The sequence below is a fragment of the Clostridium sp. genome, assembly GCF_051654825.1.
GTDB lineage: Bacteria > Bacillota > Clostridia > Clostridiales > Clostridiaceae > Clostridium.
The window spans coordinates 1-13,405 of record NZ_JBOFYU010000055.1; the positions used below are offsets into that span (position 1 = coordinate 1).

General features: G+C 27.5%; 11 protein-coding genes and 1 other annotated feature. Of the genes, 8 read left to right on the forward strand and 3 right to left on the reverse strand.

All coding sequences use genetic code 11. From position 1 onward, the window contains the following. Positions 1-160 precede the first annotated feature (160 nt). Positions 161-1,381, forward strand: a complete 1,221-nt coding sequence (locus tag ACRDBA_RS03475) for a cation:proton antiporter domain-containing protein (RefSeq protein ID WP_438571537.1) — start codon at positions 161-163, stop codon at positions 1,379-1,381. Positions 1,382-1,680: 299 nt separating this feature from the next. On the opposite strand, the gene ACRDBA_RS03480 is transcribed toward ACRDBA_RS03475, so the two are convergent. Then, positions 1,681-3,174, reverse strand: a complete 1,494-nt coding sequence (locus ACRDBA_RS03480; RefSeq protein ID WP_438571547.1) for a sensor histidine kinase — start codon at positions 3,172-3,174, stop codon at positions 1,681-1,683. Continuing rightward, on the reverse strand, positions 3,167-3,844 hold the full coding sequence (locus ACRDBA_RS03485) for a response regulator transcription factor (protein ID WP_438571538.1): 678 nt from the start codon (positions 3,842-3,844) through the stop codon (positions 3,167-3,169). Before ACRDBA_RS03485 ends, ACRDBA_RS03480 begins: the two co-directional genes overlap by 8 nt. A 226-nt stretch (positions 3,845-4,070) precedes the next feature. Here ACRDBA_RS03485 and ACRDBA_RS03490 point away from each other — a divergent pair, with 226 nt between their 5' ends. The 3 genes from ACRDBA_RS03490 to ACRDBA_RS03500 are packed head-to-tail and all read left to right on the forward strand — an operon-like array spanning position 4,071 to position 7,049. After that, positions 4,071-5,312: a M16 family metallopeptidase gene (locus ACRDBA_RS03490; RefSeq protein WP_438571539.1), complete on the forward strand. Its 1,242-nt coding sequence runs from the start codon at positions 4,071-4,073 to the stop codon at positions 5,310-5,312. Between the two features lie 15 nt (positions 5,313-5,327). After that, entirely contained in the window at positions 5,328-5,966 is a 639-nt protein-coding gene (gene recX / locus ACRDBA_RS03495; protein ID WP_438571540.1) for a recombination regulator RecX, read from the forward strand. Positions 5,967-5,987: 21 nt separating this feature from the next. Further along, positions 5,988-7,049 (forward strand): transglutaminase-like domain-containing protein, encoded by a 1,062-nt coding sequence (locus ACRDBA_RS03500; protein WP_438571541.1) that lies wholly within the window; start codon positions 5,988-5,990, stop codon positions 7,047-7,049. A 19-nt stretch (positions 7,050-7,068) separates the two neighbouring features. Here ACRDBA_RS03500 and ACRDBA_RS03505 read toward each other — a convergent pair whose 3' ends face one another. Next, positions 7,069-7,425, reverse strand: coding sequence for a tetratricopeptide repeat protein (locus ACRDBA_RS03505; protein WP_438571542.1), 357 nt, complete (start codon positions 7,423-7,425; stop codon positions 7,069-7,071). Positions 7,426-7,696: 271 nt separating this feature from the next. Here ACRDBA_RS03505 and ACRDBA_RS03510 point away from each other — a divergent pair, with 271 nt between their 5' ends. From ACRDBA_RS03510 to ACRDBA_RS03525, 4 genes are all read left to right on the forward strand, one after another. Beyond that, positions 7,697-8,644: a carbohydrate kinase family protein gene (locus tag ACRDBA_RS03510; RefSeq protein ID WP_438571543.1), complete on the forward strand. Its 948-nt coding sequence runs from the start codon at positions 7,697-7,699 to the stop codon at positions 8,642-8,644. A 120-nt stretch (positions 8,645-8,764) separates the two neighbouring features. Next, a complete protein-coding gene (locus tag ACRDBA_RS03515; RefSeq protein WP_438571544.1) occupies positions 8,765-8,890 on the forward strand; it encodes a CPC_1213 family protein in 126 nt (41 codons plus the stop codon). A gap of 163 nt (positions 8,891-9,053) precedes the next feature. Beyond that, positions 9,054-9,282, forward strand: a binding site (T-box leader). 319 nt (positions 9,283-9,601) lie between these two features. Continuing rightward, a complete protein-coding gene (locus ACRDBA_RS03520; protein WP_438571545.1) occupies positions 9,602-12,244 on the forward strand; it encodes a valine--tRNA ligase in 2,643 nt (880 codons plus the stop codon). 336 nt (positions 12,245-12,580) lie between these two features. Beyond that, positions 12,581-13,405, forward strand: an 825-nt coding sequence (locus ACRDBA_RS03525) for a bifunctional folylpolyglutamate synthase/dihydrofolate synthase (RefSeq protein ID WP_438571546.1), incomplete at its 3' end; no start/stop codon positions are given.

The window sequence follows — 13,405 nt, forward strand, 5'->3', positions numbered from 1 at the left end:
GGTTACAGCGTGGGCATTTTATATTAGTCTTGTTCATTGTTCTTCTCTCCTTTTCTGAGGGGGTATTATTTAGCTTCGCAAACCTATTGTATTTCCTTAGGTTGAGAAGAGCAATGTTCATATAAGTTAACAGATCGTAATAAATATATAGGAGGACAAGATGAATATAATAATAATAATAATAAGTTTAATAATAATAGGGATTTTCGCAAATTACACAGGAAAAATTATAGAAAAAATAAAGCTTCCTGCTTTAATTGGAATGATGATTTTAGGAATGTTTATTGGGCCTTCATTTTTAAATATTGTTCCAAAAGAAACTTTAGAATTATCTAGTGAAATTAAGGATATAGCTTTAGTAACAGTATTGTTTATAGGTGGATTAGGAATAAGCCTAAATCAAATGAAAAAAATAGGGCGTCCGGCAGTGTTTTTAAGTATTATTCCAGCAACACTAGAAGGTTTAACTATAGCATTTATATCCCAATATCTTTTAGGTTTCACATTTATACAAGGAGCTATTTTAGGTTTTATAATAGCTGCTGTAAGCCCAGCTATTTTAGTGCCTTCAATGATATCACTTATTGATAGGGGAATAGGTGAGAAAAAAGCCATACCACAAATGTTATTAGTTGGTGCATCTGCAGATGATACTGTTGCAATAACTTTATTTACAACATTTTTAGGAGTTTATATGCAGGGTATTAATGGAGAGAAGATTTCATTAATAAACAATTTAATATTAATTCCTATAACAATTTTATTAAGTATATTTTTAGGTTGGATTTTAACTATTATAACTACCAAACTAATTGGCAGAAATAATAACATCTACTTAAATGCAGCTTTTGTATTTGTAATTTGCTTGGCAATGAGAATAATAGAAAATACATTTAGCCTAAAAGGATTTAATTCCTTATTCACTATTATGGTTTATGGATTTTTTATAAGGGCATATATGAAGGATATAGCTAAAGAAATTTTAAAGGTAATTAATAAAATTTGGGCAGTTGGAAAGATATATTTATTTACTTTTGTTGGAATGGCAATAAATCCAAACTTAGTTGGACAATATTTAATTATAGGTATAATACTATTAATAATTTCTTTATCAATTCGATCAATAGGTGTTTTAATATCACTTATTGGAACAGAATTAAATTTAAAGGAAAGAGTATTTTGTATCATAGCTTATTTACCTAAAGCAACAGTTCAGTCAGCAAAGGCAGGAATTCCCCTTCAGATGGGTGTAGAAGGAGGAGAAATAATGCAAGCAATTGCAATTTTAAGTGTATTAATTACAGCACCAATAGGAGCCATAGGGATTAAAGCAACAGAAGTTAAATTTTTGTCGAATAAAATAGAAAATATTGACAGTTGATATTTATAATTCTATAATAAGTAAATGCTAATTTTTGTTATTTGTGAATATTTAACAGTAATTAGGAATATAATATATATGTAGGTCTTTTAGAGGAACTGTAATATTTAATTTTAGGAGTGATAGTTATGATTAAAGAAAGCAACAACATATTACAATGCAATAAGTGTGGACACGTATTTAGCGATGTTAGGAATGAAAGATTAATATTATGTCCAGATTGTAAGAATATTAAGAAACCAGAAGATTTCATGAGTATCAGTAGCTAAAAAGTAGTAGATTAAAAATCTACTACTTTTTTAATTTATATCTACTTTTTCAAGAGTAAATGTAAACTTAACACCAATAGATGTATTTTCTATAGTATAGTTACTATTATGCATATTAAGAATCTTTTTAACAATTGCTAAACCTAATCCAGAACTATTTTGACTTCGATTTCTGGATTTATCAACTCTATAAAAGTTTGCATAAACATTATCTATTTCTTCTTTTGGAATATGAGCACCACTATTTTCAACAGAAATTTTATATTTTGAATTTTCTTCAAGGATAACAACATTAACTATTTCATTAGCATTAGTATATTTAAGGGCATTAGTTAATAGATTTGTGAATACCTGTTCTAAATAAAATATATCACCTTTAACATAAGCATAAGGTAAGTTATTATTAAAGATAATAGTAATGTTTTTACTTTCAAAATCTAAGCTTAATCTTTTTATAGATCTTTGAATTAATCTGATTATATTAAATTCTTCAAAATTAAGTTTAACAGTTCCAGATTCTAACTTTGAAAGTTCAAGCATATTTGAAACTAGCTTACTCATTTTATGAGATTCTTCTATAATAGTATCTAGATAAATTTCAATATCATTACCAGTTGCAATTCCATCTTTTATCCCTTCAGCATAACCTTCTATTATACCAATTGGAGTTTTTAGTTCATGGGATACACCAGCAACAAAGTCTTTTCTCATGGTTTCAAGCTTTCTTTCCTTTTCAATATCCTCTTCTAATTGTTTGTTCTTAAGTTTTAAATCCTGTAAGGCAGAATCAAGATTAGAAGATAAAAAGTTAAGGGTTTTTCCTAAATTACCAAGTTCATCTTCAGAATCTACATCGCATTTAACACTAAAATCCATAGAGGACATTTTTTTAGCAACAGAATTTATTTTAAGTAAAGGCTTAGAAATAAGGTTTGCGTAAATTGATGAAAGAAATAAACCTATAGCAATAAATCCAAACAAAATATATTTATAAAAATCATTTATTACAGAGGATGCTTCTTCTATAGGTTGTGTAGAGGAAACGGAAATAATTATTGAATCAGTATCAAATCTTAATGACATTGGTGCAATTACTCCTATTTTTTTTGTTCCACTACTTTTATTTTCAAACAATCTATATTCTGTTTTTCCAGTAGAAAGTACTTTATAAATTAAATCCTTATCATTTAGTAGCTCTACACAAAAAGCTGTAAAAGTTCGAACATCATCAACCTCTTTGTTATATCCAGGCGAGTATATAACTTCACCGCTTGTAGAGAAAATTGCAATTCTTGAATTATTTTCTTGTTCGTACCTAGAGAGAGCAGAATCAAGAGTATTAGAGTGAAATTGAAAAGAATATAAATCTTTAAACTTATTTACTTCTTGAACTAGGTCCTTAGTTTTAGTAGATAAATAATACTCTTCAAAAAATAAGCTTTGAAATAAGGCACTAGAAAGTATAACAGCAACTATAAGACCAAATGTAATTGTAAAAAGTTTTTTTGATATGCTTTTATTCAACTTTACACTCAAATCTATAGCCACTTCCTCTAACAGTAACTATATAAGATGATTTGTCCCCAAGCTTTTCTCTAAGTCTTTTAATATTAGTATCTACTGTTCTAATATCACCATAGTAATCAATACCCCAAACATGATCTAATATGTTATCACGAGAAAGGGCAATACCTTCATTATCAGAAAGGTAGGTAATTAGCTCAAATTCCTTTGGTGAAAGGTTTACTAAATTACCATTAATTTTAACCTCATGTGAAAGTTTATTTATGGTTAGTCCATTATACTCTCTAGAGCTTGAATCTTTTTCCTCTACTGTTCTTTTTAAAAGTACTTTTACTTTAGCAATAAGTAATTTTGGGGAAAATGGTTTAGTTATATAATCATCAGCCCCCATTTCATAGCCAAAAAGTTTATCTTCCTCTTCACCCTTTGCAGTTAAAAGTATTACAGGGACTGTAGAAGCCTCACGAATAGTTTCAAGTACAGTAATACCGTCTACCTTTGGCATCATTATATCTAAAATTACTAAATCTATTTTATTACTTGCAAAAGCATTTAATCCTTCATCACCATCAGATGCTTCGATAATATGAAAGCCTTCCTTTAAAAAGTAATCTCTAAGAAGAAATCTAATTTTTAATTCATCTTCGATTATTAATATATTTTTTGTCATATCTAACCCCCTAAAAATCTTTAATATAATTATAAAACTGAAATGAATTTAGGTAAAGATTATTTATTATATATTTATATATTACATTTACTTATTGTATTTATTATATAATCATATTATAGTTAGTAAGAAAATAATATATAATAATATCAGTATATAAAAAAGATAGTTACTTAAAGAAAGTGAGTAATTTGAATATAAAGAATTTAAGGAAAAGGTGTAAATTATGTTTAAGTTGAATTTTGATGTAAAAAGACATGTTTTAAAAAATGGGTTAGAAGTAATAACTGTAAAAAAGGATACTCAAATAGCTTCACTTAATATAGGAGTAAAGGTTGGTTCACTTTATGAGAAAGCTGATGAAAAGGGTATATCTCATTTTATAGAGCACATGATATTTAAGGGAACAAAAAGAAGAAATTATAAAGAATTAAATGACGAGTTAGAATTTTTAGGGGGAGAGTATAATGCCTATACTGATTATGCAGTAACAGTTTATACAACTAGTTGTTTAGAGGAAGAAATAAAAAATGCAATTGATATTTTAGGAGATATGATTATAAATTCTACATTTACTAAAAAGGAAGTTGAAAAGGAAAGAGGAGTAATTCTTGCAGAAATAAGGACAAGTAAGGATGATATAGAAGATTTAAGCTTTAAAAGAACTAATGAGACAGCATTTAGCAAGAGTCCTTTAAAGTTTGATGTTGCAGGAACTGAAGAAAGTGTAAAAAAATATTCAAGAGAAGATTTATTAAACTTCTATAATAAGTATTATGTTGCTAATAATTCTGTTGTAACAATAGTATCATCACTTGAACATGATGATGCAGCAAAAGAAATAGCTAAGGTGTTTGAAGAGTGGAAAAGTGGTAATACTGTAAAAAGAGATGTAATTGAGGAAACAAATAAAAAAATTCAAAAAATTACTACTAAAGATACTATAGAACAAAGTACGATAGTTTATCTTTATACTTTTTATGGTTTAGATAAGGAGTTAGAGCTTCCATTTAGAATTTTAAACCACAGACTTGGAGAAAGCTCAAATTCATTATTATTTAGAGAGGTTAGAGAAAATAGAGGATTAGCATATGATATTTATACTAATTTAGATATGACTAAAAATGTTAAAACCTTTTATATATACACAGCAGTAGGAGAAGAGGATATAGAAAGTGCTTTAGAAGCAATAGATGAAACTATAGCTGGTGTAAAAAACGGGGATATTGAAATTGGAGATAAAGACTTAATGTTAATGAAAAAAGTACACAAAACAGCTGTAATTTCAACATTAGAGGATCCAGCAGAATTATGTAATTACATGCTTCATCAAGCTTTAGACGGTGAAGATTTATATGAATTTGTTAAGGATATGGATAGGTTAAATAATTTAGATATAAATAAAATTCATAAGGTTGCAAATAAAGTATTAAATAATCCAACTATTCATATTTTAAAGTCTTCTTAGAATAGGAGAATAAAAATGGCGATAATTAGTAAAATTGAAGTACAAAAGAGAAATAAAGAAAGAGTAAACATATATATAGATGAAGAATATGCATTTTCATTAAGTGCAGAACTTGTATATAAAGAAGGATTAAAAGCAAAACAAGATATAGATTTAGATTATTTAAGTAAAATAGCTAAGGAAGAAAGTTATTTAAAGTGTAAAAATTCAGCTTTAAGAATAGTAGAAAAAACTTATAAAAGCCAAAAGGAAATTAGGGATAAATTAATTTTAAAGGGCTACGATAAAGACATAGTGGAGAAAACAATAGATTTTTTAAAGGAATATAGTTTTATAAATGATGAAAGCTATACTAAGATGTACGTAAAAGATAAAATTAAAAACCAAGGGCATAATAAAATCAAGTATAACCTTATAAAAAAAGGTATAAATGAAGATGTTATAAAAGCAGAACTTTCTTTTGTAGATGAAGATTCTGAAAGAGAAGGTGCATATAGTTTAGCACAAAAAAAGTATAATATACTATCAAAGAGAGAAGATGATAAGTATAAGCTTTCACAAAAGCTATATAGATTTTTAATATCAAAAGGTTATGGATATGACATTGTGTCAGAGGTTGTTAAAAAGGTTATTAATTTAGAAGACTTAGATTAATCTAAGTTAAAGGAGCGTTAAATGATAACTTTTATATCCTATGCAGTATGTTTTTTAATATTATTTATATCTATTAAAGGAAGTTTAATAGAATCCTTAGAAGAATCGGATTCTAAATATTCGTTAAATAGGCTACTTTATTATTTTTCAGTCTTTCTAACATTTACAATAATGATGCTAAAGATAGATAAAATTTATGTAGCTATATTAAGATTTGGAAGCAATTATATAAGTTTTTTTGATAACTTCTTTTATAAAGTATTTTCGCTTGCAGTAATATTTTTTTTAGGGCAATTCTTAATATATATTTTGCTAAAATGGTTAAGTCAACCATTAATAAGTAGTTATAGTTTAATACTTAAAAAAGGAAAAATAAGAATTATATTATTTTCTACAATTTTTGGCTTTTTAAAGGGAAGTATATTAATTTTAATACTATTTATGGCGATAATTACTTTTAATAGTACTATAGGCAAGAACATTAGTATAAATTTATTTCAAGAATTTAATGCTTATAAAACTTTAGATAATATAATGATTACTAATAGACCTGTATTAGATTATGATACATTTAAGGAATATCTGCCTGTAGATGCTAATGTAATAGTTTATTATAATGGAGTTACATTAGAAGAAGGTATTAGATCAACTGAGGAAATAGATAATAAAGCAAAAGATATTACAAAAAACTGCAAGAATGATAGGGAAAAAGCTAAGAAATTATATTCGTGGGTAGGAAGTAATATTACTTATGATATGGAAAAGGCTAATAAAGCATTAAAAAATGAAGAAGTAAGCAATAGTGGAGCTATAGAGGCTTGGAATACTCGTAGGGGAATTTGTTTTGACTATGCATGTTTATATGTAGCTATGGCAAAAAGCACAGGACTTAAGGTAAGATTAATTACAGGAGAAGCATTTGATGGTACAAAGTATGGACCACACGCTTGGAATGAAGTTTATTTAGAGGATGAGGATAAATGGATTAAGTTAGATCCAACCTTTTATCTAGCAGGAGATTATTTTGATAATAAAAGCTTTGATGAGGATCATATTGCTGATAATGTAGCCGGAGAATGGTAAAAGCATTATAACCAAAAGGTTATAATGCTTTTTTATTTTTTGAAATAATTAAATTAATAGCTTTTTCACAATCTTCATCATTTTCATCTAATGACCATGCCATATTAAAATAAATTAAAGCTTTACTTTTTTCCTCTTTCATAGCGTAACAGTAAGCTAAGTTAAAAAAGTATTTACTTTCCTTTTGAATGCTTATTGCTCTTTTAAGCATAGTTATTGCATTATCAAAGTCCTTTAATTTTATAAAGCATACTCCAGAATTATAATATGAGCAAGCCTCATTTTCATTATTTTTAATGGCTTCTTTATAGTAGGAAATAGCTTTTTCATATTCCTTATTATTATATAACTTATTACCTTCATTAAAATTATTCATTATTACCTCCAAATGTTTGGAAAATTTATCAAATACATTTAGATTATGGACATTAAATAAAAAATATATTCATTGATTTAATATATATATGATAGAGAAAATATAATTATCACTTAATTTTGGTTATAAAGTTTAATTAAATGAGAAAAATAAATATATAAAAGTTTTCGACAAACTTCTTAAATTTTACTTTATTTTTTATAGAAACTTTAATATAATAGATTTATATTTTTTTCATTAAAGTAACGGATTAAAGAGCAGGAGAGATAACATGATTAAAAACAAGCCTTATATATTAGTTTTAGGTGCATCAATAGTAGATATAATTGGATTCAGTAGAAGAAAATATAGTCCAAAGGATTCAATACCAGGAAATATTAAAATTTCTTTAGGTGGAGTATGTAGAAATATTGCAGAAAACTTAGCTAGAGTTAATGTTAATACAGAATTCATTTCTACAGTAGGTGATGACGATCAAGGAAGAAATATTATAGAACATTCAAAATTAATAGGATATAACATGGCTCATTCATTAGTTTTAAAAGATGAATATACACCAACCTATATGGCTATTTTAAATGAGCATGGAGAAATGGAATCTGCAATAGTAGACATGGATAGTATGGACAAGATGGAAACATCTTTCATTGATTCCAAAGCACATATAATTGAAAACTCAGAATACACTATATTAGATTCTGATAATCCTGAATTATTAGAGTACATATTAATAAACTTTGCTGGAAAAACAAAATTTGTTTTAGATCCAGTTTCTGCTTCAAAAGCTGAAAAAATCAAGCATTTAATAAAATATTTCCACACTATTAAACCTAATAGATTTGAAACAGAGGTCTTATGTGGATTTAAAATTAATAATAATGATGATTTAAAAAGAGCAGGACAATATTTTAGAGACTTAGGAATAGAAAATATATTTATTAGCTTAGATGAAGATGGTATATATTATAAAAACTCAATGGAAGAAGGAAAAATAGCTGCTTCTAAAGTAGAGGTAATAAATGTAACTGGAGCAGGAGACTCTTTTGTTGCAGGTGTAGGTTATGGATATATGAATAAACTTTCTTTAAGAGATACTGTAAAGTACGCTATAGCAATGTCTGTTGTTACAATATCTCATGAAGAAACTATTAACCCTAATATGAGTGAAGAGTATGTTAATGCTATAATTGAAGAAATTAAATGGATAGAAGAGTTTTAAAAGTGGTTAAACCACTTTTTTACTTTATTGCTTACTTTTTAGTAAAATAAATAACTTTATTTTGAGTAAGATATAAGTAGTAAGAAAAAATCTTACTTAAAAAATTAAGAGGTGTTTATTATGAGTAAAAAAAGTAAAAATAGCAATAAGAAACATGTAAATCATAATCCACAAGCTGAAAGTGTAAAAGCAGCTTTTGGAGAGCCTAAAGCAAAAAAACATGATCCAAAAGATTTTCAAATTTAATTTTAATTTTGGGGAAAATGCATGAGTTATATTACTAAAAGTACTAGTTAAACTAGTACTTTTTATTTTTTTTAAATAAAAAACAAATAAATTTAAATAAGAAATACAAGGAATATTGACAAAAATAATAAAATATTATAAGATAGCCTTACAAATATATATAATAAAAGCAATGATAAAGAGGAGTAGGGAATACAAAGTATCAAAGAGAAGAGAGCCTTGGCTGAAAGCTTTCTATATAGAGTATCCTGAAGGTAGCTTTTGAGTATCTTTGTTGAAATTAAGTAGGCAAAGGCGGCTTTCTTGGTCGTTAAATTATAAGTGTCCGTATTTATAGTAGATTTCTATTATAAAAGGGAAAAAAGGTGGTACCGCGAGTCTTCGTCCTTTTGTGATGAAGGCTTTTTTTATTTATAATTATTTAATGCTAATTTATTTTAAATAAAAACTAAATTTAATTATATGAACCTATATTTAAGTATGAACCTTCAAATTATACTTAATATACATTAGCTTTAAATAATGAAAAATACATATTTAGGTGCCTTTTATATATTATCAAAAAAATTTTAAGTTATAAAAATATAAATATATGAGCCTTCAACCATATAAAAAATATTAACATAAAATATTATTTGATTATATATTTAGTAAATTTTACTTTAAGTCACTTTTTATTATTGCTTCTAATATACAAATGGAGGAAGACAGATGTCAGAAACTAAAAATTTAGCTACAACATATGATCCTAAAGAATTCGAAGAAAGGATTTATAAAACATGGGAGGAAAAGAAATACTTTACTCCTGTTGTTGATAAAAGTAAAAAGCCATTTTCAATAGTTATGCCACCACCAAATATAACAGGCCAACTTCACTTAGGGCATGCTATAGATAATACACTTCAAGATAGTTTAATAAGATTTAAAAGAATGCAAGGATATTGTACTTTATGGTTACCGGGTCAAGACCATGCTAGTATTGCTACTGAAGTAAAGGTTGAAAATGAACTTCTAAAGCAAGGATTAGTTAAAAAGGAAATGGGAAGAGAAGCATTCCTTGAAAAGGTATATGAATGGTCAGATAAGTATAGAGCTACTATTAGAAAGCAGCTTAAGAAAATGGGATGTTCAGCTGATTTCACAAGAGAAGCATTTACAATGGATGAAAATCTTAATAAAGCAGTTAGACACGTGTTTGTTAAGTTATATAATGAAGGTTTAATTTACCAAGGTAATAGAATAACTAACTGGTGTCCTAAATGTACAACAGCTATATCAGACGCTGAAATAGAGTACAAGGAACATGCAGGAAACTTCTGGCACATAAACTATCCATTAACTGATGGATCAGGATATTTAGAAATAGCTACAACTAGACCGGAAACATTATTAGGAGATACAGCAGTAGCTGTTAATCCAAATGATGAAAGATTTAAGCACTTAATTGGAAAAACTTTATCATTACCTTTAACAGATAGAGTAATTCCTATAATAGGTGATGACTATGTTGATATTGAATTTGGAACAGGAGCAGTTAAAATAACTCCAGCTCACGACCCAAATGACTTCCAAGTAGGTAAGAGACACGGTCTTGAAGAAATAAGAGTAATGGATGATCATGGTTGTATTAATCACTTAGGTGGAAAATACAAGGGATTAGATAGATATGAAGCTAGAAAGCAAATGATAAAGGACTTAGATGAACAAGGGTTATTAGTTAAGATTAAAGACCACTCACATAATGTAGGAACACATGATAGATGTGGAACTATAATAGAACCGATAACATCAAAGCAATGGTATGTTAAAATGGAATCACTTGCAAAACCTGCAATTGATGCTGTTAGAAATAAAGATACAAAGTTTGTACCTGAAAGATTTGATAAAACATACTTTAACTGGATGGAAAACATTCAAGATTGGTGTGTATCAAGACAATTATGGTGGGGACATAGAATTCCAGTATTCTACTGTGAAGAATGTGGAGAAATGATGGTTCAAGAGGATGCACCAAATGCATGTGTTAAATGTGGTTCTACAAACATCAGACAAGAAAATGACGTTTTAGATACATGGTTCTCATCAGCATTATGGCCTTTTTCAACTTTAGGTTGGCCAAATAAAACAGAAGACTTAGAATACTTCTATCCTACAAATGTTTTAGTTACAGGATATGATATTATATTCTTCTGGGTAGCTAGAATGGTATTCTCAGGAATGCATAACATGGGAGAAACTCCTTTTGAAACTGTATTAATTCACGGATTAATAAGAGATTCACAAGGAAGAAAAATGAGTAAATCATTAGGAAATGGAGTAGATCCACTAGAAGTTATAGATACTTACGGTGCAGATGCTTTAAGATTTATGTTAATAACAGGTAATGCGCCTGGAAATGATATAAGATACTTCCCTGAAAAGGTTGAAGCAGCAAGAAACTTTGCTAATAAGATTTGGAATGCTTCAAGATTTGTTATGATGAACCTTGATAGAGAAGTAATGAATAAGTATAAGGATTCTACAGATTATAGCTTAGCAGATAAGTGGATATTATCTCATTTAAATACACTTGTTAAAGAAGTTACAGAAAACATGGAAAAATTTGAACTAGGAATAGCTCTTCAAAAGGTTTATGATTTCATGTGGACTGAATTCTGTGACTGGTATATAGAACTTGTTAAGCCGGTATTCTATGGTGATGATGAAAAGCAAAAGGGAATAGTTTATAATGTACTTTACACTGTATTAAGTACAGGATTAAAATTATTACACCCTGTAATGCCATTTATAACAGAAGAAATATTCACTACTTTAACTGAAGGTGAATCAATAACAATATCAGCATGGCCAGAATTTAATGAAGATTTAAAGGATGAAAAGGCTGAAAAAGATATGTCTTATGTTATTGAAGCAATAAAGGGATTAAGAAATGTAAGAGCTGAAATGAATGTACCACCTTCAAGAAAAGCTAATGTAATTAGCTATATTACTGGAGAGGCAAAGGATGCATTTGAAGCAGGTGTAGGATACATCGAAAAGTTAGCGTCAGCTTCAGAAGTTACATTTATAGAAGATAAAGCTAATGTTCCAGAAAATGCAGTATCACTAGTTGTAAAGGGTGGAGAATTATTTATGCCTTTACTAGACCTAGTAGATAAAGAAAAAGAATTAGATAGATTAAACAAAGAACTTAAAAAGCTTCAAGGTGAAGTAGAAAGAATTGATAAAAAGCTTTCTAATCAAGGGTTTGTTGCTAAAGCTCCAGCGGCAGTAATAGATGCAGAAAAAGAAAAAAGAGTTAAATATCAAGAGATGCTTGATGCAGTTTTAGTAAGAATAGATACATTAAAGTAGATTAAATTATTATTGTAATTCGCTATACAACAATAAAAAATTACAAATAATTTATAACTTTATTACGCTTTAAAAATAAATAAAATGCTATACAACAAAAAACATTATTTTATTTTAAAAAGCTACATTTATTTTGAAAAATTATAAGACATTTTTTGATTTATGTGATATAATAAATTCATGGATAATATTTAAGATAAAGGATCCAAAGATAAAAGGCATTAAGGGCTCTAGTTTTTACTAGGGCCCTTAGTGTATTTATAAATAGAAGATTATTGACATTAAAATAAATTTATCTTAATATATCTTAAAATACATAGAGATAAAGGAGAAGAAATGAGATATAAACAAGCAATGGAGTATATAACAGCAGTAGGAAATTTTGGTTCTAATTATGGGTTAGAAAGAACTTATAGATTATTAGAAATCCTAGGTAATCCACAAAATAAACTAAAGGTAATTCATATAGCAGGAACAAATGGTAAGGGTTCAACTACTGCAATGATTAGTAGAATGTTAATTGGATTAGGCTATAAGGTTGGAATGTACACATCACCATTTTTAGAGGAATTTGAAGAAAGAATTCAAATAAATGAAACTAATATAGAAAAAGAGGTTTTAGGTTCTTTAATGGATGAAATAAAAGGTGCTGTAGATAAAGTAATAGAGGAAGGTTTTAATCATCCTACCGAATTTGAAATTATAACAGCTTTAATGTATTTATATTTTTATAATGAAAAGGTTGATTTTGCTATAGTAGAAGTAGGGTTAGGCGGTAGGTTAGATTCAACTAATGTCATTACTCCAATAGTTTCAGTTATTACCTCTATAAGTTATGACCACATAAATATTTTAGGAGACTCATTAGAAGGTATTGCTAAGGAAAAGGCAGGAATAATAAAAGAAAAGACTCCGGTAGTTATTTATCCTCAAGAAGAAAAAGTTTTAAATGTAATTATGGATAAATGTAAAGAGGAATCTTCAGAGTTAATTATTATAAATGAAAGTAATACGGAAATTATAGAAATAAATAAAGGAAGTAAGCCTTTTCAAAAGGTAAAGGTAACTTTAGATAATAATAAATATATAATTGATTTACCTTTACTTGGAGAACATCAAAGTATAAATTTAACAGTAGCTTTAAAGGTAATAGAAACATTA

Coding starts and splice junctions, on each gene's coding strand:
- ACRDBA_RS03475 (WP_438571537.1), top strand. CDS start 161: ATGAATATAATAATAATAATAATAAGTTTAATAATAATAGGGATTTTC.
- ACRDBA_RS03485 (WP_438571538.1), bottom strand. CDS start 3,844: ATGACAAAAAATATATTAATAATCGAAGATGAATTAAAAATTAGATTT.
- ACRDBA_RS03490 (WP_438571539.1), top strand. CDS start 4,071: ATGTTTAAGTTGAATTTTGATGTAAAAAGACATGTTTTAAAAAATGGG.
- recX (WP_438571540.1), top strand. CDS start 5,328: ATGGCGATAATTAGTAAAATTGAAGTACAAAAGAGAAATAAAGAAAGA.
- ACRDBA_RS03500 (WP_438571541.1), top strand. CDS start 5,988: ATGATAACTTTTATATCCTATGCAGTATGTTTTTTAATATTATTTATA.
- ACRDBA_RS03505 (WP_438571542.1), bottom strand. CDS start 7,425: ATGAATAATTTTAATGAAGGTAATAAGTTATATAATAATAAGGAATAT.
- ACRDBA_RS03510 (WP_438571543.1), top strand. CDS start 7,697: ATGATTAAAAACAAGCCTTATATATTAGTTTTAGGTGCATCAATAGTA.
- ACRDBA_RS03515 (WP_438571544.1), top strand. CDS start 8,765: ATGAGTAAAAAAAGTAAAAATAGCAATAAGAAACATGTAAATCATAAT.
- ACRDBA_RS03520 (WP_438571545.1), top strand. CDS start 9,602: ATGTCAGAAACTAAAAATTTAGCTACAACATATGATCCTAAAGAATTC.